This window comes from Hyphomonas sp. (assembly GCF_016125515.1).
In the GTDB taxonomy this organism is placed as follows: Bacteria; Pseudomonadota; Alphaproteobacteria; order Caulobacterales; family Hyphomonadaceae; genus Hyphomonas.
This window is the reverse complement of sequence record NZ_WGLO01000024.1, coordinates 15,664-33,387: the sequence shown is the minus strand read 5'-3', so window position 1 is coordinate 33,387 and position 17,724 is coordinate 15,664. Positions and strand designations below refer to the sequence as shown.

Below are 17,724 nucleotides of genomic sequence, written 5' to 3'. Positions count from 1 at the left end.
TCAAGAATAGCTCGGCGCAGAAGCCGAAATCGAAAAAGGAGAAGGCATCGTCTTGACCCGCAAATGAAACTCGAAAGATAGTCTAAAGGCGGGTCAGTTCTCGATGGAAACCCCGGGTCAGTTCTCAGCAGAAATCAACAGAACCGTGAACGGGATCTCGTAGATGGTCGTGTCGTCCGGATTTCCGTAATTGCCCGATGAATATTCGAAGCCGGTTCCGAACTGGACACTGGTTTCAGCGGCCGCAGGTGCAGCAAAAGCTGCGGTTACTGCAGCAAAAACGACAGGTGCGAAGTATTTGTTTGAGTTGTTGCGCATAGGGTCCCCTCCATGTGGCCTGTTTATTGGCATGCGGTCGCCGGCCCGGAAACTGGATTCACCTCACCAGTAACCTGAGCCGGCGCCGTCAATTCGAGTCTCAGTGATCGCGGTCCCGGTCGCGGCCCCTGTCGTGATCGCGGTCGCGATCCCGGTCTCTGTCCCGATCCCGGTCGCGATCACGATCCCGGTCCCGGTCACGCGTGCGTTCACGGTGTTCGCCGCTGTCGTCGCGAGAGCGGGTTTCCGTGCGGGCCTCGGAGCTGCGGTCGTCGCTGCGATCGTCTGCGCCGTCATCGTCATGCCCGCCGCGGCCACCGCCGCTGCTGCGGTCGTCACGGTCATCGTCCGCGCTGTTGTCGTCGATGCTGCCGTCGCCGCGGCGCTTCAGGCCGTCATCGCCGATGTCGTCGTCCACGTCGCTGCCATTGTCATCATCATCGATGCTGCCATCGCCGCGCCGTTTCAGGCCGTCTGCGCCGATATCGTCCGACGACACGCCGCTGCCCGGTACCGTCTGGGCCTGGGCCGTGCCGGCCATGGCAAAGGCCATGAGCAGCAGGGATGTCGCCGAGACGCATCCAAGAATGACTGAGCGCTTCATTTGAGTCTCCTCTGTGTTGTTGGTCCGACAACGCGCGGAGACTTCAGTTTATTCTTCGGCCTGTCTGTGAATTTTCATCCACGCTTGGCTTTTTACTCCAGACGGCTGCGAGCATTGGCGGCAACTTCAGGGGCCCGATAAAGGCTCGGGCTTACCAAGCCAGACGCCTTAAGGAGTCCGCAGGACATCCGCCGGAGTTCGCGACAGTGTGGCTATCCCCACGATTGCGCCGCCCACGGCGGATGCAATGACGGCGGCCGCGATTACCATCAGCGCTGGCTGCCAGGGCAGGGACCATTGCGCTTCGAACACGAACTTCACGATCGGGTAGGCCGCCCCGATCCCGATCACCGTGCCGATCACGGCGGCGACGCCTGCCGCAAGGGCGAACTCCCCGGCATACAGACGCAGGATTTCGCCGCGCGCCGCGCCGAACACTTTCAGCAAAGCCGCTTCGCTGCGCCGCTTGCGCGCCAGCGAGGCAAACGTGCCGACCAGCACGAGAAGTCCGGCCAGCGTCACGATGCCGGCGGCCGCATTCACCGCCACCGCGATCTGCCCGAACACGCGCGCCGCCGTCGCCAGCGCCGCGCGCGTCTGGAACACCACGACTTCGCGCAGGTCCTTGCCGAGCGCCGTCATGATGGCCGCCTCCTGTTCGGGCGCTGCGCGTGCAATCGCCACAAAGGCCGGCCGCGCCGCTTCCAGCGTGCCGGGCGAAAGGATGAAGGCGGTGTTCGATCCGATGCCGAACGTGCCCCAATCCACCTTGCGCAGCGAGGCGACGGTCGCCGTCACGTCGCGCCCGAAAATGCGGAATCCGATTGTGTCGCCAACGCCGATGCCAAGGCCCTTCGCCGCGTCCACTTCCACAGACACCAGAAGTGGGCCGGTATAATCTTCCGGCCACCAATCTCCGGCGACCAGCTCCGTCTCGAGTGGCTTCTCCGCCAGATAAGTGAGGCTCGTCTCGCCGCGCACCACCCAGCGTTCGGACTCCGCCACGTCTTCCTCGACCAGCGGCTTGCCCTTGAGCGCCGTCACCCGCGCCAGCAGGAACGGCGCTTTCCGGAACGCATTCGGATCGTCCGTATCGATACCATTCGCCTTCATCACATCGCCGAACAGGCTGACCTTCTCGAACGGGATCTGCGAGAAAACGAGCGAGGGCGCATTCGCCGGAGCCGTCGCCGTGATTTGCCGGATCAGGTTTGACTGTACCGAGACGACCAGTACCAGCAGCGCCAGTCCGAGGCCCAGCGCCGGCACGATCGTTGGCGCCAGTGACCCCGGCCCGCCGAGGTTCGCGAGTGCCAGCCGCCAGAACCCGCGCGCGCCGCCCGCGAAGGCTCGCGCCAATCGCTTCACCGCTAGCGCCGCCAGAACGAATATGCCCGCCGTCACGACGGCGCCGGCAAGGATCATCGCCGTCAGCATCGGCCGGAAGCTTGTAAGCACGGCGAGCGCGGTCAAGGTCAGGGCGGCGCCAACCGCCCAGACCCGCTCAAGCCACGCCGGCGCGGCCGGCCCCGCATCCCCGATCCGGCGGAACAGGGAGGCGGGCCGCGTCGCCCGCGCCTTGCCTATGGCGGGCAGGGCAAACACCGCTGCCGCCAGCAGGCCCAGCCCGAGCGCCTTCAGGAGTTCCGCTGGATAAAGGCCCAGCGCCTGGGGCAGCGGAATTGATCCGCCCGCGAATATCGTCAGCAAGAAAGGCGCCGCTGCCCCGAGCGCCGTGCCGGCAAGTGTGCCGATCAGCGCCAAAGCGCCGAGCTGCATCAAATAGGCTGCCCGGATGGTGCCCGCATCCGCGCCGAACACTTTCAGCACGGCGATGGATTGCTGGCGCAACTCCAGGAACGACGACGTCGCCTGCGCCACGCCCACGCCGCCCGCCACCAGCGCCGCAATCCCGATCACTGCGAGAAAACTGTTCAGCGTCTTCAGCAGGTTCTGAAGGCCGTCGATGGCATCTTCCGGTCCCCGCAACTGCGCGCCGTCGTCCGGAAAGTCCTCTTCGAAACGTGCATTGGCGGCCTCGAAGGTCTGGCCCGGCTTGAACAGCACACGCAGGCTGGCGCGGAACAATTGCCCGGCCGTCAGTCGCCCGGCCTCTTCCATCGCCTCCAGCGACACCATCGCTTCCGGCCCGAACCCGCCCGCGGTGCCGATCCGGTCCGGCACTGCATCAAGCTGCGCCGCAATGACCGCGTCGACCGGCCCGAGTTCCACCGCGTCGCCGACTTTGGCATCCAGACGCTCGAGGAAAGACGCACTGACCACGGCGCCCCATCGCTCGCCCCGCTTGGCCAGCGCGGCTTGCAGATCGGTCTCGCCGCCGCTGAGCGTCGCGGTCCCGAGCAGCGGATACCGTCCGTCCACGGCGCGAATGTCCACCTGCGCTCGGGCCTTTCCCGCAGTGCCCATCACATCCAGCGACACGCTTTCCGACACTGTACCGAGGCTCTCGGCAAAGGCGCGCTCGGCATCGTTCGGCTGGCGCTGCGCCGTGGTGAACTGTGCGTCCGCGCCCAGAAGGTTGCGTGCCTCGCCGGCCACGCCGCGCGAAAAGGTCTGTGTGACCGATCCCGCCGCCGCAATCGCCGCCGTGCCCAGCGCCAGGCAGGCGAGATAGATCCAGAAGCCCCGAATGCCGCCCGAAAGCTCGCTCCAGGCCAGTTTCGCTGAAACGCTGTTCATACGAAATGCCCGTCGCGCATCGACACGGTCCGGTCCGCCCGCGCTGCCAGCTCGGCGTCATGTGTCACGATCACCAGCGTCGCCTTGCGCGCTCTGGCGATGGAGAAGAGGAGGTCCGCCACCACCCGTCCGCTCTCGGCATCGAGATTGCCGGTCGGCTCGTCCGCGAACACCAGCGCCGGGTCGCAGGCCAACGCGCGGGCCACAGCCACACGCTGGCGCTCTCCGCCGGACAGTTGCCCCGGATAGTGCATCCGCCGCGCCGACAGGCCCACCGCGTCCAGTGCTTCGTTGGCGCGTTCATTCACCCGGTCCAGCCGCGCAATCTCCAGCGGCGCGCGCACGTTGTCGAACGCCGTCATCGTTTCAAGGAGGTGGAAGGACTGGAACACCATGCTGACGCGCCCGCGCCGCAGCCGCGCGAGCTGGTCCTCGCCATAGGCCTCGATCCGCTCGCCCAGCAGAGTGACTTCACCCCGGCTCGCGCGCTCGAGGCCGGCCGCTACGGCGATCAGCGATGACTTGCCGGACCCCGACGGCCCGACGATGGCGACGCTCTCGCCTTCCTCAGCGCTGAAATCCAGTCCTTTGAGGATATCGAGCGGCCCGCTCGCCGCCGGAAAGGTCAGCCACACGCCGGTCATTCGCAACGCTTCAGTCATTCAGGCTCACTTCCTCTTGATGCCGGCGCACATTGTCAGTAGCGGCCTCGCTGTCTATCGATAAGTATGAACTTGTTTGCCTCCGGTATTCTACAAGCCGTCAAGCACAGTCTTGTGATCGGCACGCTAGGGCTTGCTGCGCTCGTCGCGGCCTGCGGAAGGCCGGCCGCGCCCGCTGCCGCGCCAGAGACGCTGCCGTCCGTCGCCACCCCCGAGGTCGAAGCTCCCCGCGCAGCAACAGTCGTCGTCTTCCTGGGCGACAGTCTCACGGCCGGCTATGGCCTTGAGCCGCAGCAGGCTCTGCCCCAGCAGGTCGAAGCGGTCTGGAAAGCCAACGGCCTGGACGCGGTTGCAATCAATGCCGGCGTTTCCGGCGACACAACCGCCAACGGTCTTGCCCGGTTTGACTGGAGCGTGGCCGAAGCCAAACCGGACCTCGTGGTCATCGCGCTCGGCGCGAATGACTACCTGATGGGTGTGCCGCCGGACGTGGCCCGCGCGAATCTTGCGGCGATCCTCACCCGGGCGAAAGAGGCCGGCATGCCGGCCGTACTCGTCGGCCTTGCGCCGCGCGGCGACATCCAGCCCGGCAGTCGCGAAGCCGCCTACGCCGCCATCTATCCGGACCTCGCCCGTGAATTCGGTGTGCCATACTATCCCTCGCTGCTGGGGGATATTTCCGCCGATCCCACGCTGCTTCAGGCCGATGGCCTGCATCCGACGGCTGAAGGCGTGGTCCTGATCGCGAAACCGCTGGCGGAGTTCCTTGCGCCCCGTCTCAAGGCATCCGCTCCGCACACGGAATGACGCTGGAGCAACGCGCCGGACGCTTTGAATGAATTCAAGCCGTTGCAAACGTAATTGCAGCCGCTTTGTGACATTCAGGGTGACATATCCGCCCAACTGTGTTGGGTTGTCGGTCAAGCTTCCTCGCAGAAGGAAGGGTGAGACAAAACGGGGGTGGGGTCCATGTTCGGAGCGGTTGTACGCAGCCTGAAAGTCCTGAACCGGACCCTGATCGCAATTGCAATCATCGGTGGTTTGTTCGCCTCCGGCGCTGCCACAGGGCAAGGCACGCCGCTGCCGGCCGTCACCTCGGAGGAATTCCTCGAACCGGCGCGCGAAGACCAGTATGTCCGTCTGCCGCCGGGCACCTCGGAAAGCTTCGCTCTGGACGTGCCGGCCGGGTATTTCACCATCCAGTTCGATGCGCGCACCGTCGGTCTCCACGTCGTAATTTCCGGACCAGATGGGTCGGCGGTCGATACCGAAACGCAGAATGAAGGCTCGGACCAGATCGGATTGTATTCCAACGGGCAGGAAGCCTGGTCGATCGACGTGACCGCGCCGCCGGACGCTGAAGGCGTGTTCCGCATCACCTGGTTCCATCAGCCCTATGAGGACGAGTTCCAGGATTGGGGCACGCAGGGCTGGGAAGACGAGGAGCCGATACCCGATCTGATGGGCGGCAGCCTGTTCGGCGCAGCGTCGGCCCTTGATGGCGCATCAGTGCTGGATTTCGCGCTGCAATTTGCGGCGCGCACATTGTTTCCTTTCCTCGCCCTGTTCGCGGTTCAGGGCATCACCATTTTCTTCGTGCTGCGCTTCATGATGCGCCCATCGGCCCACGGCGCCGAAACTGAAACGCTGAGCGCGCCGCCTTCGTCCGGCGGAGCGAGTTCCGCCCAAGGCGCGTTGACCTTTCATGAATTGAGCCATCTGGACGAAGTGGCGCGCTATGAAGAGTCCCGCGCCCGGTTCAAGCGTCTGCGCCGGAACAATGCGTTCACTCGCTGGTGGCTCCTCTTTCTGCTGATCCTCCTGCCAGCCGCCACGCTTATGGTTGCGGGACCCGGCATGGTGCCGGTTGCCCAACTCATGCTGGGCACATTGATCTGGATTCTCCTTGCTGTGATCGGAAGGCCGCTCGGGCTCTGGGGCGCCCTCATCACGATTGCGTTGATGCTCGCGCCAATCCTGTCGCTCTATCATTTCGGCTTCATCGACGCGGCCGGCTGCGTGCGAGGGTTCGCTGTCTGGGCCGGGTTCGTGATTGCAATATGCATACTGGTCGCACTCAACCGTATGCGGAGCAGAACGGCTGGCAAACAGGATCTTCTGGTTCTGCGCGTCTTTGGCATGGACCGAAATGCGAACGAGACCTTCAGCACCATCGCGAAGGCCTGGTCCTTCGTCGGCGCCAGCGCGACGATCGCCGATCCGTCCTTCGTCCGCTACCAGTTCTCCGGCATGCGCGGCGATATAGTGAAGTTCACGCTGGTCTCACTGGCCTCGGGTCTGGCCATCCTCGCCGCGAAACAGCCCTTCATCCTGCAAATCCTGCCAATCGGTCTGTCGCCCATCCAGATCGAATTCCTGCTGACAATTGCAGCCTTCCTGATCCTCATGCCGTTCGTGATCATTCCAGTCTTCCTGTCGGTGCAGCGAAATTTCATGACCGATCTCGGCAAGCTGCTCGCGCGGATCAATGCGATCATGGGGCCGAAAGTGCATCCCAGCGGCTATTATCCGCGCCGCGCCTTTTTCTGCCATGACGACATGTGGCGTCCTGCCGTCCACCAGATGATGCAGGATGCAGAAGTGGTGATGCTGGACTTCCGCGGCTTCGACCCGAAGAACCTTGGCTGCGCCTATGAGATCGGCCGGGTGCTGGACACGGTTGAGATCAAGCGGGCGGTTCTGGTGGTCGATAATGCCACAGATACGGACACGTTGTATGACATCTTCAGAGGCTGCTGGGCTCAGGTTGCGCCAGAATCGCCTAACGCCGGCAAGGCGGAGCCCGTCCTGAAAGTCTTCATCACGCATCTGGGGTTCTCCATGCGTCAGAACTTCTTCGGGTGGCTCGTATCTGCCCTGCTGCTGCGCCGCTGGCGCCAATGGCGCCGGGATTCCCAAGGCATTCTCGCTTTGCTGGCGACGGCCGGCGATCAACAATCAGTGTAAGGAAGGAAAATTCGGGTGGCGGAGAAGATGGGGTTTGCAGGCTGGTCGACAGTGATCGCCACCTGGGTCGGGATTGTCGGCGCCGGTGCCGGTGGCTGGACAGCGCTTGAGCAGCAGCAGGCGCAGGCGGACAAGGAATACGAACAGGCGGTCAAGGAATACGAGCTGCAGGAAGCCCAGTTCAACGCCGAGATCAAGGCGACCTATCTTGAAACCTTCAAGATGTTCGAGATCTTCAGCCGAAGCGACCAACTCGCGGCGCGCGAGAAGATTTATGACTATATGGCCGATCCGGCTTCGGTCGATCTGAAGCTGACGGATGTCTTCGTCTATTTCGACTTTTTCGATGCTCTTCAGATTTGCGTCGAAAGCGAGATCTGCGACATGGCCGTCTCGATCGAGCTGTTCAAGCCCTATGCCGTTGAGGTGTGGAATTCGATGCATCCCGAAGTGCTCGGCTACCGTGAACTCGGTAATCCGAAATTCGGTCTCGGCGTGGAATGGCTCGCCATGCTGCCCGAAATGGACCAGGCTGCGGATGAGACCGGAAGTTTCGAGGAATTGCCGGCCGAACAGACGGACACCGAAAGCGCGCCGGCTGACGAGAGCGTTCCTGACGCCGACGTTTCTGACACGCAAGTACAGTAGATTGGCCCTGCGTCGGGCCTGGTTTGCGATTCCGCCGGTCGAGTGGCCGAATGTCCCGAACATATGCCAGTGACGCGGCCTATACCTTCGTGACCTAAAATCTATTTGCTCTATGCCTCGCATATGGTCAGCTTGGCTGCACCCGTTCAACCCCACAACAACCCTCGGAGGAAACTCATGACGACCGAAGCAAAATGCCCCGTCATCCACGGCGCCGGCAGCCATACGAATGCCGCGGCGCCGACCAATTCGGAATGGTGGCCGAACCAGCTGAACCTGAAAATCCTTCACCAGCAATCGTCGCTGTCGAATCCGATGGGACCGGCTTTCGAATATGCCGAGGCCTTCAAGAAGCTCGACTACGCCGCGCTCAAGGCGGACCTTCAGGCGCTGATGACCGATTCCCAGGATTGGTGGCCGGCGGACTGGGGCCATTACGGCGGTCTGTTCATCCGGATGGCTTGGCACAGCGCCGGCACTTACCGGGTTGGCGATGGCCGCGGGGGTGCAGGTGCAGGCCAGCAACGGTTTGCGCCGCTCAACAGCTGGCCGGATAACGGCAACCTCGACAAGGCCCGCCGTCTGCTCTGGCCGATCAAGCAGAAATACGGCAACGCGATTTCCTGGGCGGACCTGATGGTTCTCGCCGGCAACGTCGCGCTCGAATCGATGGGCTTCAAGACCTTCGGTTTTGGCGGTGGCCGCGTGGATACGTGGGAACCGGAAGAAGACGTCTATTGGGGTTCGGAAACCGAATGGCTGGCGACGAGCGACAAGCCGAACAGCCGCTATTCCGGCGACCGCGATCTCGAAAACCCGCTCGGCGCGGTTCAGATGGGCCTGATCTACGTCAACCCGCAAGGTCCGGATGGCAATCCCGATCCGGTCGCTTCGGGCCGCGACGTGCGCGAGACGTTTGCACGGATGGCGATGAACGATGAGGAGACCGTTGCTCTGGTGGCCGGTGGCCACACGTTCGGCAAGGCGCATGGTGCGGGTCTTGAATCGAATGTCGGGCCGGAACCGGAAGCCGCGCCGCTTGAGGCGATGGGCTTCGGCTGGATCAACAAGATGGGCAGCGGCAAAGGTGTCGACACCATCACCAGCGGCATCGAAGGCGCCTGGAAACCGAACCCGACGAAGTGGGACATGGGCTATTTCGACGTCCTGTTCCGCTACGAGTGGGAACTGGTGAAGAGCCCGGCGGGCGCTCACCAGTGGCGGGCGAAGGATGTGCGTCCTGAGGACATGATCCCCGACGCGCATGATCCCGGCAAGAAGCACGCCCCAATGATGACGACGGCGGACCTGTCGCTGCGTTTCGATCCGATCTACGAGAAGATCTCGCGCCGCTACCATGCCAATCCGGCAGAGTTCGCCGATGCGTTTGCCCGCGCCTGGTTCAAGCTGACCCACCGCGATTCCGGACCGAAGACGCTCTATCTCGGCCCGGAAGTGCCGAAGGAAGACCTGATCTGGCAGGACCCGGTCCCGGCGGTCGATCACAAGCTGGTTGACGACGCCGACATCGCAAACCTGAAGTCCAAGATCCTGGCCTCCGGTCTGTCGATCTCCCAGCTCGTGAACACGGCCTGGGCTTCGGCGGCCACTTATCGCAGCAGCGACAAGCGGGGCGGGGCCAATGGGGCCCGGATCCGTCTGGCGCCGCAGAAAGACTGGGCGGCGAACGATCCGGCCCAACTCGCGAAAGTGCTGTCCGCACTGGAAGGAATCCAGAAGGACTTCAACGCCGCCGCAACCGGCGGCAAGAAAGTCTCGCTGGCCGACCTGATCGTGCTGGCCGGTACGGCGGCCGTTGAAGCCGCTGCAAAGAAGGCCGGACATGACGTGAAGGTGCCCTTCACGCCGGGCCGGATGGATGCGACGGCGGAACAGACCGACGCGGATTCCTTCGCGCCGCTCGAGCCGACCGCCGATGCCTTCCGCAACTATCTCCGTCCGGGCATCCAACGCCCTGCGGAAGAGTTGATGGTCGACCGGGCCCAGCTGATGACTTTGACTGCGCCGGAAATGACGGTCCTGCTCGGCGGGATGCGTGCCCTCGACGCGAATACCGGCGGCGTAAAGCATGGTGTGTTCACGGATCGTCCGGGCACGCTGACGAATGACTATTTCGTCAACCTGCTCGACATGGGCACTTCCTGGCAGCCGGCGGCCAATGGCACCTATGAGGGCCGTGACCGCAAGACGGGCAAGACCAAGTGGACCGCGACCCGTGTCGACCTCGTCTTCGGTTCGAACTCGCAGCTGCGGGCGCTTGCCGAAGTGTATGGCCAGAATGACGGCCAGGCGAAGTTCGTGAAGGACTTCGTGGCGGCATGGACAAAGGTGATGAACCTCGGCCGGTTCGACCTGGCTTAAGGCTTGCGGCCGGGTCGCAGGGCCCGCTCGAAGTGTAGCGTAGCGTAGATTGAGGGAAGGGCGGGCCGGTTGGTCCGCCCTTTTCTGTTCACGCCAGGAGGTGCGACCGGAACGCAGGGGCTGCGGCCGTTGAAAAGTGCTGGATTGCCAGGAAAGGGCCGCGTTCAGGACGTATCGGGATGTGCGGGAACGTGCGCCAGTGCCTTAACGGGCGCGTGGCCGTGTTCGAGTGTCCAGACGACGGCCGCCGGGATGAGCGGTTTCGGCGCGTGCAGCCGCAGGCCATGTGCAGCCAGCAGCGCGGTCATCCGGGCGGCGTGGGGCGCCGGCTCGGCAAGCATCGCGCGGAGGGCGTCAAAGCGGCGTTTGAGGGCGGCGGAAGGATCGAGGCGTTATGCCGTGATGGGCCCGGAAGTTCCGTGTGCGGAGGCAGGCAGCGTCAGGGGGATGGGCGCCCAGCTGAACTTTCTTAACGTGAGGGAAAAATGCCGGCGGCGGCGCTGGCGGCGCGGCGCGTCCGATCCAGAGCGCGCTATGAAGGGCATCCCTTTGGCCGGGGCAGCGGGTGCGTGCATCAAAACCAGAAGGCTGCGGAGGATCTGTTCGAGTTTGCCGAGGGGTTTCCCCAGTGTGCGTAGCCCGCGGCGGCGCAGCGGCGAGGGCGCAATCAGGGTCAGCGCGCCGAGCATAAGGGAGAGGAGCGCGATCCAGCTGCGCAGCAAAGTCCAGGTGGGCTGCGCCACGCGGGCGCCGGGATTGCCGGAGATGGAATGGCCTCGGGTCATCCGGTCAGATTAACACGCCATATGTCCTGCCGGATTCAGACGCGCGTTGGCTTGTGGTCATCGGTCCGGCGCGTGGCGCAAGACGGAACTTCTGCAACTAAAATCCGGTGTGTCAGGCGGGGTCCTGGATCGACTCGATATAGCTCAGCAGATCGTCGATCTGCTGCGGCTCGAACTGGAAGGGCGGCATGTCGGGATGGCCGACGAGGATGCCTTCGCCGAGCGCCTCTTCGAGATTGCGGACCGGATAGTGCATCGAGATCTTCCGGAAGGGCAGCGAATCCGGATGGGTGCTCTTGTCGCTGCGCCCGATGGCATGGCAGCCCGAACAGTATTGTTCGGCAATCGCCTGACCGCGCAGCTTCGGTGTCGAGGCGGGGACGGTCGCGGCGGTGTCCGTCGCGGTGCTGGTGCAGGCGCCGAGCAGGCCAGCCGAGATCAAGGCGGCAGCAAGGGCGGCGGGTTTCAGGCGGGCAAAGTGGGGCGTCATGGCGGGCTCCAGTCCGGAGAAATCCGGCGTGTCTGATTGTAGAGATGTACCAAGTGCCGCGAGATACGGGAACCTCCGTATGAAGCGTGGAGCAATGGGGGTTGACGCCATCTGCGCGCAGGCGGTTATCGGGAACCTGTAGAATGGAGCAGAGACCGATGGCCGATTACAAGAATGCGCCCACGTACAAACTGGCGGCGATGGATCAGGAGTTCATCCTTGGCGACTCGATGCGCGGGGCCCGCTTCATGATGGAATACGCCAAGGCCGAGGAGCATCTGCGCGCCTACCGTGTCCGGTCGACCATCGTGGTGTTCGGCAGTGCGCGCGTCGGGGAAAACGGCAATGCCTGGCAGTCGGGCGTATACGAGGCCGCGCGGAGGTTTGCGCGGATCGCCTCCGAGCGCGGCGGCGCGCTGACGAAGGATCATGGCTGGCGCGACAATGTGATTGCTACCGGCGGCGGACCGGGGGTGATGGAGGCAGCCAATCGCGGCGCGCACGATGCCGGGGCGGTCAACATCGGGTTCAACATCTCGATCCCGCATGAGCAGGAGCCGAACCCCTACATCACGCCGGAGCTGTGCTTCCAGTTCCACTATTTTGCGATGCGCAAGATGCACTTCGCCATGCGGGCACGGGCGCTGGCGGTGTTTCCCGGCGGCTTCGGCACGCTGGACGAATTGTTCGAGCTGCTGACACTGAGCCAGACGCAGAAGGCGCCGATGATCCCGGTGGTGCTCTATGACAGCGCCTATTGGAAACGGGTGATCAATTTCGATGCGCTGTTGGACGCGGGCATGATCAGCCCGGAAGACCTGAACGGCTTCGACTTTGCGGACGATCCGGAAGAGGCCTGGGCAAAATTGGAAGCGCGGGGCCTGACGACCGGGCGGGCGCCGGACGCCCAGCCCTGAGGTCAGCCCGGCAGGCAAGCCCGTACGCCGGTGACCGGCAGCACGGTTTCCCAGCCGTCGGTATTGTGGACGAGCAGGTTGCCGCTCTCCACGCGCTGCCCGCCTTCGAGCGACTCGCCGGGATTGATCATCACCTGCACGATGCGGCCGGTCGTGGCATCCTGGAATTCGCTGTTCGTGAGGAACTGGCCGAAGACGTCGCCGCCAGTGGAGGTCATCTGCACACGGACGGGCTCGTCGTTGATCAGGACGAGGCCGCCGCCGGACGTCGCCTCGGAAAAGAACACGAACTTGCGCGGGGCCGACATGCTCCAGAGGAACAGGCCGCACTGGCCGGGTTCGAGGCGCTGGGCCGGTAGGCCGGTGTCCGGGACCGTGTCGATTGCAGCAGCGCGCGTTTCAGCGGTGGCGGCGGAGTTTTCTTTCGGCGTGCCGGCACAGGCGGCGAGCGCGGCGGCGGCGAGGACGAAAAGGGCAGATCGGGTCATAACGGGCTGTTCCGGAGCGAAGAAGCATAGGCGTAGACGAAGTCGTTGCCGTCCGGTTTGAAGCCGGCAATGGGCAGCGCGAACTGGAGCTGGCGGGGGATCATGCCGGAAACGCGCGCTTCGAACCGGCCGGGTTTGCCGGGGGCGACGCGCAGCTGGGCGAGGAAGCGGGTGCCGGAGCCGTTTTCAGACTGGAGCGGGATGATGAGGTCACCCTCATTGCAGTGCAGGTCGCCCTGCATGTCGGTCCATCCCGAGCCGAGGATTTCCCGGTTGCGGTCCAGCACGTCGCTGCGGGCGGTGCCGGTGGCCTCGGCGCACTGGTTGTCCTTGAAGCGGACCTTGCCGCCGGTGAGCTGCACGCGGCCGCCCGATTGCTGGATCCAGCGTGCGGCTTGCTCGAGACGGAGGAGGTCAAGGTCGATGTCGAAGTCCCGGATCTCGATTTCGCGGCCGGAGCCGAAGGAGATGTTGCCGATGCCGCGGCCCTGCTCGCTGGCCCAGTCGATGGCATACTGGACGCGACCGCCCAGCAGCGCGCCGGGGTCGAGCTTGAGGCCGGCATCGCCGTAATTCTTGCCCTGGAAGTTCATGCCCTGCAGGCGGCCGTCCATGACCGAGCCTTCTGCGCGGGTCCAGCTGAAGCCGTGCTTGCTGGCGCCGGTGAGCTGCAGGACCTGGCCGAGCGGGGCGAAGATGAAGACGCCGGCTAAGAAGCCGGCGACGAGGAGCAGGACAAGGAACAGGCGCATCATTGCGGGGGATCTCCAGCAAAGACCAGCGTCGCGGCGACCTGGCCTGCGCCGGCAGATGCCAGCTCGGCAGACTGCAGCGACAGGCCGGATTCGGCTTCGACCCGGTCAATCCAGGAGAAGACAACAGTCGGCTCGGCCGGGTCAAATGCAAAGCGCAGGGGATCGGCGCCGGGGAGCAGTGTGAGGCCGAGCTCAGTGGCGGCCTGTGCGGCGCGGGCGGCAGCTTCGGCGGGGGCCATGGGCGCGGTTGCCGGGGCGTAGGCGGCGCCGGATTGTTGCAGACGGTCGAGGCGCACGAGGGTGCGCGCGGCGTCATCGGCGCGCTGACGGGCGGCGTCGCGGGCGTGGAGCGAGGGCACCAGAACGCCCTGGACGAGCAGCGCGGCCGCGGCCAGCAGGCCGGCGAGGGTGAGCAGGAACTTTTCGCGCGGGGCGCGAGCGGACCACCAGGACATCATGGCTGGGCCCTCACGGTGATGGTGGCATCGACGCCGAGGGCGGTGTCGGTGGCGACGGTGGTCTCGGACGCCCAGCCGGCGGCCTGGAGGCGGGCGTGGAAGGCGGCTTCATCGGCCCGGCCCGCGAAGTGGAGATCGGCGTGCAGGGCGGCGTCAGCGGCGGTCCAGCTGAGGCGCGTAAGGCGGATCGTGTCGCTGCCGGCAAGGGCGGCGTAGACGGCGGCGGCGAGCGGCTGGAAGCGGGTGCGGGGGGCGGCTTCGGCGCGCTGGGCCTGGCGGCGGATTTCGGCATGGAGGTCGGCCGGCTCGGGCGCGCCGGGATAGAGCGCGTGGAAGCGCTGGCGGGCGGCCGTGTCCTGTGCGTCTGCGGCGGCGGCGAGGTTGCGGGTGTCCAGCCAGACCGCCGAGAGCCACAGGACGCAGACCGCGAGTGCGAGTGCAGCGGCCGTGAACCAGGCGCGGCCGCCCCGGGTGCCGGGCCGGCGGGCGGGCATGCCGTCCGGACCATCGAGGATGATGCCCTGATTGGCGGCGTGCAGCTGGGCGAGCGTGGCGAGCGCGCCGGCATGGGTGACCGGGGCCTGGGTGAGGCCGGCAGCGTCGATCAGGGCACGGAGAGCTTCTTCGGGGAGGCTGGCATCGGCGCCGAAGGTGCGCTCGGTGGCGGCGAGCAGGAGGCGGTCCTCGAAGCGGTAGACGTGCGCGCCGGAGGGCGGGAGACTTGCTTCGGGAATGATGGGGCATCCGGTCAGGCCGAGAGCGTCCAGCTCGGCGAGCCAGGCTTTCAAGAGGGCGCGGTCAACGACATAGACATCGCGCGGGGGCCCGGCGGCGAGGCGCGGGCCGAGGGTGACGGCGATCTCCTCGACGGGTTGGGCGAGATCGTCCTCCAGCGCGAAGAGGGCGGCCTTGCGCGCTTCGCTCTCGTTGCGGGCGGGCAGCGCGATGCGGAAGCGGCTGACGGCGAGTGCGGGGCCGAAGGCGACGGCTTTCGCCCGGCTGCTGACGGTCAGGCTGGAGGGGGACACCTCCTCCAGCTGACCGCCTCGCAGGCGGGCTATCCGGAGCGGTGCGCCGGGGCTCGCCGGAAGGTCGATATAGAGTTCAGCGCTCATCCGGCGTCTCCGAAAGTGTGCCAGACGATGCGGGCAGGGGCGGCCGTTCCGGCGCGTAGAATGAAGCGGAAGGGCCAGCTGCCAGCGTCGAGCTGGACATCGCCCCGGCCAACGAAATACTCGCCCCGGACCGTCAGGGGAAGGCCGGTGAGGGCTTGTTCAAGGGCGGGGCGGCTGGCCGCGTATGTCTGCACGGCCTCAAGGCTGGCCCAGCCGGTGGCGGGCCGGGCGTCGATGAAGCGGCGGGCTTCGGCGAGCGACAGTGTGCCTTGCGTGACGGCGTGCACCAGCGGCGCATCCGCGGCGGTGAAGGCGTTGAGGTTCAGCGGCGCCATGTCCGTGCCGGGCGCGGCGCAGGTATGGGCGGCGAGAGCAGTGCGCAGGTCGGCCGTGAAGCCGGGAAGGGCCGCGAGTTCTTTCAGGCTGCGGAGTGGCTGGTTGGCGACGCGGAAGCCGTCTTCGCGTGACAGGTAGGTGGTGTCCTCGGCGCCAGCCGGGCTTTCGACGGTGTCGGTATCGATCCAGTCCGCCAGCGTGGCGATCAGGGCATCCGCTTCATTGCCGCGCACGCCGAGCTCTTCGAGCAACAAGGTGAGCTGCGCGCTGCGTTGCTCGCGGACAAGGGGATCGGGATCGCCGAGCGTGTTCAGGTTGAAGCAGGGACGCTGCTCCTGCATCGTGAGGACGACCTGCCCGCCTTCGACTGGCAGCGCAACGGTCTGCGCCCGGTCGGCGCCGTCGCCCGTGGGCGGCAGGCGGCTTGCGGATACGAGATCGGAGGCGGAGGCCAGGGCGGCGGCCTCGGCCGAGCGGGCGGCCCACGCCGCGACCGCGCGGCGGGCGCCAAGTTTCTGGATGGCGGTCTGCCGGGCGATGGCGCCGGTCGCCATCACGGCGGCGACGGACAGCGTAGCGACGATCAGGAGGATCGACAGCAGGGCAGCGCCCGCCTGGCGACTTGCGGGGATCATGCGCCGCCTCCGATGAGGTAGCGGGCTGTGAGCGTGTCGCCATCCCCGAACGTGAAGACCAGTTCGGCTTTTTGAGGACCCGGCTGCTCGCCATCCGGGCGCACGCGCCATTCCGACCGCCACGTGTCGCCGCGCCCGAAGCGGATATCGATCCGCTGCAGGCCGGTAAGCAGCGTCTGGTCAATCGAGGGTGTGGCGGGACCCGGATCAGGCGCTGACCAGGCGCGGCGAATCAGCGAACGGTTCGTGTAAAGATATTCGACACGCTGCAGGTCGCTGCGCGGACTTCCCGTTGGATTCTGCCAGCCATTGCGCACGAAAATCATGAGCCGTCCATCGGCGCGCGGCGGATAACCTTCGAAGGCGAAGGGTGGATCGCTGAGCGTGGCATCCTGGCTCGGGCGGCTGGCATAGGCGGCGAGATCGGCCGAGAGCATCGCGAGCGCCGAGGACAGGTTGGTTGCCGCGTCGCCGCGTGTTTCGACTGCGCGGGCACCGCGCAGGGACTGGCCGGTCATGACCGCGCCGGCGGTGGCCATCAGGGCGATCACGAACAGCGCCACCAGCGTCTCGATCAACGTGACTCCAGCTTGGGCGCGCAAACGAATGGTCATGGCGTCTCGCTCCCCATGGTGAGCAGGGAAAGCCGGGCGAGGACGCGGTCGCTGCCGGCTTCGGTGACATCAATGCGGACGGTATAGAGCCCGCTGCCTGATGCCGCTTCGAGCGTGCGGGTCCATTCATACGTCCGCTTGCGTTGGACCTGTTCACCATTAGTGGTCCGGCCGATGCCGTCCAGATTGCGGGTAACCGTATCTACTGCGACGTTTTCTGCCACCGTGCGCGCGAGAAGGCGCGTGTCGAGTTCGCCGCTGATACGGACCGACTGCGTGTTGAGCGACAGGAGGCCCATGGCGGCGACCGAAAAGACGGACAGGGCCACCATGGTTTCCAGGAGGGAGAAGCCGCGGGTGTTCATGAGCCGCCCACCGGGATGTCGTGCTCGCCGGTCTTGTTGCGCAGGCGCAGCGGCGTGTGGTCGGAAGGGCTGAGCGGGTCGAAGATCAGCGCGGGTGTCGATCCCGTATCGCTCTTGCGGGCTGCGCGTGCGTCCGGAAGGCGGGCGGTGACGCCGCGCGCGAAGGTGTGCCGCGACGACCGGGCCGGCACCCATACACCGCCTTGCCAGTCGGCGCCGGTATAGCCGGTCTCGTCGAGCATGAGTGCGGTCGGCCGGCCAGAGACACGGGCGCGCGCCTCAAGCTGGGCGACAGCGCGGCTGAGCTGTTCGGATTCGGATTTCAAGGGATCGGCCGGGCGCGCTGTTGCGACGATGAGCACCGATGCCAGCGCCGCAATCGACAGTGTGACCAGAACCTCGACCAGCGACATGCCGGCCTCGCGCGCTGGCGCGGCGCGGGGTCGAGCGATGCAAGGGTGCGAGGTGCGGCCAGGCATGCCGGG

20 protein-coding genes are annotated in these 17,724 nt (G+C 65.6%); 5 read left to right on the top strand and 15 right to left on the bottom strand.

The features are described from left to right. Positions 1–117: 117 nt before the first annotated feature. The 4 genes from GC148_RS15655 to GC148_RS15640 all read right to left on the bottom strand — a co-directional run bounded on the left by GC148_RS15655 (position 118) and on the right by GC148_RS15640 (position 4,284). Positions 118–318 (bottom strand): hypothetical protein, encoded by a 201-nt coding sequence (locus GC148_RS15655; protein ID WP_291072255.1) that lies wholly within the window; start codon positions 316–318, stop codon positions 118–120. Positions 319–418: 100 nt separating this feature from the next. Further along, entirely contained in the window at positions 419–922 is a 504-nt protein-coding gene (locus GC148_RS15650; RefSeq protein ID WP_291072253.1) for a hypothetical protein, read from the bottom strand. A gap of 168 nt (positions 923–1,090) precedes the next feature. Next, a complete protein-coding gene (locus GC148_RS15645) occupies positions 1,091–3,622 on the bottom strand; it encodes an FtsX-like permease family protein (protein WP_291072252.1) in 2,532 nt (843 codons plus the stop codon). After that, positions 3,619–4,284, bottom strand: a complete 666-nt coding sequence (locus tag GC148_RS15640; RefSeq protein ID WP_291072250.1) for an ABC transporter ATP-binding protein — start codon at positions 4,282–4,284, stop codon at positions 3,619–3,621. Before GC148_RS15640 ends, GC148_RS15645 begins: the two co-directional genes overlap by 4 nt. A gap of 66 nt (positions 4,285–4,350) precedes the next feature. Between GC148_RS15640 and GC148_RS15635 the strand changes: the two genes are divergently transcribed. The 4 genes from GC148_RS15635 (at position 4,351) to katG (ending at position 10,281) form a co-directional block, all read left to right on the top strand. Then, complete coding sequence (locus GC148_RS15635) at positions 4,351–5,091, top strand: arylesterase (protein WP_291072249.1); 741 nt, start codon at positions 4,351–4,353, stop codon at positions 5,089–5,091. Positions 5,092–5,253: 162 nt separating this feature from the next. Continuing rightward, a complete protein-coding gene (locus tag GC148_RS15630) occupies positions 5,254–7,251 on the top strand; it encodes a hypothetical protein (RefSeq protein WP_291072247.1) in 1,998 nt (665 codons plus the stop codon). Between the two features lie 15 nt (positions 7,252–7,266). Beyond that, positions 7,267–7,899, top strand: coding sequence for a hypothetical protein (locus GC148_RS15625; protein WP_291072245.1), 633 nt, complete (start codon positions 7,267–7,269; stop codon positions 7,897–7,899). A 177-nt stretch (positions 7,900–8,076) separates the two neighbouring features. Continuing rightward, a complete protein-coding gene (katG, locus tag GC148_RS15620; RefSeq protein ID WP_291072243.1) occupies positions 8,077–10,281 on the top strand; it encodes a catalase/peroxidase HPI in 2,205 nt (734 codons plus the stop codon). Between the two features lie 164 nt (positions 10,282–10,445). On the opposite strand, the gene GC148_RS15615 is transcribed toward katG, so the two are convergent. The 3 genes from GC148_RS15615 to GC148_RS15605 all read right to left on the bottom strand — a co-directional run bounded on the left by GC148_RS15615 (position 10,446) and on the right by GC148_RS15605 (position 11,556). Further along, positions 10,446–10,622, bottom strand: a complete 177-nt coding sequence (locus tag GC148_RS15615; RefSeq protein WP_291072240.1) for a hypothetical protein — start codon at positions 10,620–10,622, stop codon at positions 10,446–10,448. Positions 10,623–10,673: 51 nt separating this feature from the next. Further along, positions 10,674–11,066 carry a hypothetical protein gene (locus tag GC148_RS15610; RefSeq protein ID WP_291072239.1) on the bottom strand — a complete coding sequence of 131 codons (393 nt, stop codon included), beginning with the start codon at positions 11,064–11,066 and terminating at the stop codon, positions 10,674–10,676. Positions 11,067–11,178: 112 nt separating this feature from the next. Then, positions 11,179–11,556 carry a cytochrome c gene (locus GC148_RS15605; RefSeq protein WP_291072237.1) on the bottom strand — a complete coding sequence of 126 codons (378 nt, stop codon included), beginning with the start codon at positions 11,554–11,556 and terminating at the stop codon, positions 11,179–11,181. Positions 11,557–11,714: 158 nt separating this feature from the next. Here GC148_RS15605 and GC148_RS15600 point away from each other — a divergent pair, with 158 nt between their 5' ends. Continuing rightward, the gene (locus GC148_RS15600; RefSeq protein ID WP_291072235.1) at positions 11,715–12,473 is read left to right on the top strand and encodes an LOG family protein; all 759 of its coding nucleotides are present in this window, start codon (positions 11,715–11,717) and stop codon (positions 12,471–12,473) included. A 2-nt stretch (positions 12,474–12,475) separates the two neighbouring features. Here GC148_RS15600 and GC148_RS15595 read toward each other — a convergent pair whose 3' ends face one another. From GC148_RS15595 to GC148_RS15560, 8 genes are read right to left on the bottom strand one after another with little or no spacing between them, the layout of a single operon-like run. Beyond that, positions 12,476–12,961, bottom strand: a complete 486-nt coding sequence (locus GC148_RS15595; protein ID WP_291072233.1) for a hypothetical protein — start codon at positions 12,959–12,961, stop codon at positions 12,476–12,478. Next, positions 12,958–13,716 (bottom strand): type II secretion system protein N, encoded by a 759-nt coding sequence (gene gspN / locus GC148_RS15590; protein WP_291072231.1) that lies wholly within the window; start codon positions 13,714–13,716, stop codon positions 12,958–12,960. Before gspN ends, GC148_RS15595 begins: the two co-directional genes overlap by 4 nt. Continuing rightward, a complete protein-coding gene (gene gspM, locus GC148_RS15585; RefSeq protein WP_291072230.1) occupies positions 13,713–14,174 on the bottom strand; it encodes a type II secretion system protein GspM in 462 nt (153 codons plus the stop codon). Before gspM ends, gspN begins: the two co-directional genes overlap by 4 nt. Beyond that, the gene (gspL, locus tag GC148_RS15580; protein ID WP_291072228.1) at positions 14,171–15,289 is read right to left on the bottom strand and encodes a type II secretion system protein GspL; all 1,119 of its coding nucleotides are present in this window, start codon (positions 15,287–15,289) and stop codon (positions 14,171–14,173) included. Before gspL ends, gspM begins: the two co-directional genes overlap by 4 nt. Then, positions 15,286–16,260 (bottom strand): type II secretion system minor pseudopilin GspK, encoded by a 975-nt coding sequence (gene gspK / locus GC148_RS15575; RefSeq protein ID WP_291072226.1) that lies wholly within the window; start codon positions 16,258–16,260, stop codon positions 15,286–15,288. Before gspK ends, gspL begins: the two co-directional genes overlap by 4 nt. Further along, complete coding sequence (gspJ, locus tag GC148_RS15570; RefSeq protein WP_291072224.1) at positions 16,257–16,874, bottom strand: type II secretion system minor pseudopilin GspJ; 618 nt, start codon at positions 16,872–16,874, stop codon at positions 16,257–16,259. The genes gspK and gspJ overlap by 4 nt, the downstream gene beginning before the upstream one ends. Next, entirely contained in the window at positions 16,871–17,239 is a 369-nt protein-coding gene (gene gspI / locus GC148_RS15565; RefSeq protein ID WP_291072222.1) for a type II secretion system minor pseudopilin GspI, read from the bottom strand. The genes gspJ and gspI overlap by 4 nt, the downstream gene beginning before the upstream one ends. Continuing rightward, on the bottom strand, positions 17,236–17,718 hold the full coding sequence (locus GC148_RS15560; RefSeq protein WP_291072220.1) for a prepilin-type N-terminal cleavage/methylation domain-containing protein: 483 nt from the start codon (positions 17,716–17,718) through the stop codon (positions 17,236–17,238). The genes gspI and GC148_RS15560 overlap by 4 nt, the downstream gene beginning before the upstream one ends. Positions 17,719–17,724 lie beyond the last annotated feature (6 nt).